Consider the following 2500-nt stretch of genomic DNA (forward strand, 5'->3'; position numbering starts at 1 on the left):
AGGATTTGAACCTACGACCTTCAGGTTATGAGCCTGACGAGCTACCGGGCTGCTCCATCCCGCGACATTTTGTTTGGGCGATCGCTTACGCTACTTGAGCCCTTGTGTTTGTCCTAGCGCCGGTTGGGCTATTTGAGGACTATTGCAGTATTGCCGGTAGCAGTACTGCGTGTGCCCTTCAGGGTGATTTGGTCTGAAGGGTATTCGTTAGTCATATCGTATTGAGTTTTGGATTTTACTAGGTTTGGCGGTGACCTACTCTCCCACGACTTAAGCCGCAGTACCATTGGCGCGAAGGCACTTAACTTCCGGGTTCGGGATGGGACCGGGTGTTTTGCTCTTGCTATGACCACCAAACCAAGAAAAATCCAAGATCATCTTCGATGGTCTTGGATTTGGCGGCAGGCAGGGTATTTGCTTTATCAAATGCCCGTTGCCGCACCTGAGTTATGTCAGGCTGGCTGATCCAGTTTCATCGAAGATGGAAACAATCAACATTAAGTCCAAGTCGAAGCCTTGGTGCTTATTTGGTTCTTGGCTGTCTATTACTAGATCAGATCAAGCCAATCGGGCGATTAGTACCAGTCAACTGAACGCATTACTGCGCTTACATCTCTGGCCTATTGACGAGGTGGTCTACCTCGGCCCTCAGGGATACCTTGTTTTGAGGGGGGCTTCCCGCTTAGATGCCTTCAGCGGTTATCCTGTCCGATCATAGCTACCCAGCACTGCCGTTGGCACGACAACTGGTCCACCAGTGGATCGTTCACCCCGGTCCTCTCGTACTAGGGGCAACTCCTCTCAAGTATCCTACACCCACGGCAGATAGGGACCGAACTGTCTCACGACGTTCTAAACCCAGCTCACGTACCTCTTTAAACGGCGAACAGCCGTACCCTTGGGACCTGCTCCAGCCCCAGGATGAGATGAGCCGACATCGAGGTGCCAAACACTGCCGTCGATATGGACTCTTGGGCAGTATCAGCCTGTTATCCCCGGCGTACCTTTTATCCGTTGAGCGATGGCCCTTCCACTCGGGACCACCGGATCACTATGGCCGACTTTCGTCTCTGCTCGACTTGTCAGTCTCGCAGTCAGGCTGGCTTCTGCCATTGCACTCAACGAGCGATTTCCGACCGCTCTGAGCCAACCTTCGCGCGCCTCCGTTACGCTTTAGGAGGCGACCGCCCCAGTCAAACTACCCGCCACGCAGGGTCCCGGATCCGGATAACGGACCGCGGTTAGACATCAAGAGTGCGAAGGGTGGTATCTCAAGGGAGGCTCCACGTGAACTAGCGTTCACGTTTCGATGCCTACCACCTATCCTGCACGTCACAATCCTGATGCCAGTGCGAAGCTGTAGTAAAGGTGCACGGGGTCTTTCCGTCTAACCGCGGGAAGCCTGCATCTTGACAGGCAATTCAATTTCGCTGAGTCGATGTTGGAGACAGCGGGGAAGTCGTTACGCCATTCGTGCAGGTCGGAACTTACCCGACAAGGAATTTCGCTACCTTAGGACCGTTATAGTTACGGCCGCCGTTTACCTGGGCTTCAATTCGAGGCTCTCACCCCTCCTTTTAACCTTCAGGCACCGGGCAGGCGTCAGACCCTATACGTCGTCTTGCGACTTCGCAGAGCCCTGTGTTTTTAATAAACAGTCGCCACCCCCTGGTTTGTGCCCCCAGCTTCCAGTTGCCTAGAAACCGGGCCTCCTTCTCGCGAACTTACGGAGGTATTTTGCCGAGTTCCTTCAACATCGTTCTCTCAAGCGCCTTGGTATTCTCTACCAGTCCACCTGTGTCGGTTTAGGGTACGATCTTATAGAGGGGCTATTTCCAGGAACCTCTCAGCAGCCCATTCAATCCAATAAGGATGAACTACCTTCGAGATCCGTCACCACCTCATGGCCCAGGAATATTAACCTGGTTCCCATCGACTACGCCTTTCGGCCTCGCCTTAGGGGTCGGCTTACCCTGCTCAGATTAGCTTTAAGCAGGAACCCTTGGACTTTCGGCGAGAGTGTCTCTCACACTCTTTGTCGCTACTCATGTCATCATTCTCGCTAGTGATCTCTCCACGGGATCGCTCACGCGCCCGCTTCATCGAAAGCTCCTTGCGTCCAACACCTTCCGAAGAAGGCTAAAGACGCATGGAACTATGTCACACTACGCTCTGCTACCATGCACTATGTGCATCCTCAGCTTCGGCTCATGGCTTGAGCCCCGTTACATCTTCGCCGCAGGACGTCTTAATTAGACCAGTGAGCTGTTACGCTATCTTTAAAAGATGGCTGCTTCTAAGCCAACTTCCTGGTTGTTTTGGACATCCCACCTGCTTTCCCACTTAGCCATGAATTAGGGGCCTTAGCTGGAGGTCAGGGTTGTTTCCCTCTCCACTACGGACGTTAGCATCCGCAGTGTGTCTGCCGTATAGTACTCCCGGGTATTCGGAGTTTGGTTAGGATCAGTAAGACGGTGAGTCCCCATTACCCATCCAGTGC

The 2500-nt window shown here is 53.2% G+C and carries 2 rRNA genes (1 of these 2 cut by a window edge); both read right to left on the reverse strand.

The annotated features are described in order from the left end of the window. Positions 1-242 precede the first annotated feature (242 nt). Positions 243-357: ribosomal RNA gene (gene rrf / locus AN476_RS21895) — 5S ribosomal RNA — on the reverse strand. 197 nt (positions 358-554) lie between these two features. Next, a 23S ribosomal RNA gene (locus tag AN476_RS21900) occupies positions 555-2500 on the reverse strand; it runs 884 nt beyond the window's last position.

The organism is Phaeobacter sp. 11ANDIMAR09, from assembly GCF_001294455.1.
Lineage (GTDB): Bacteria > Pseudomonadota > Alphaproteobacteria > Rhodobacterales > Rhodobacteraceae > Pseudophaeobacter.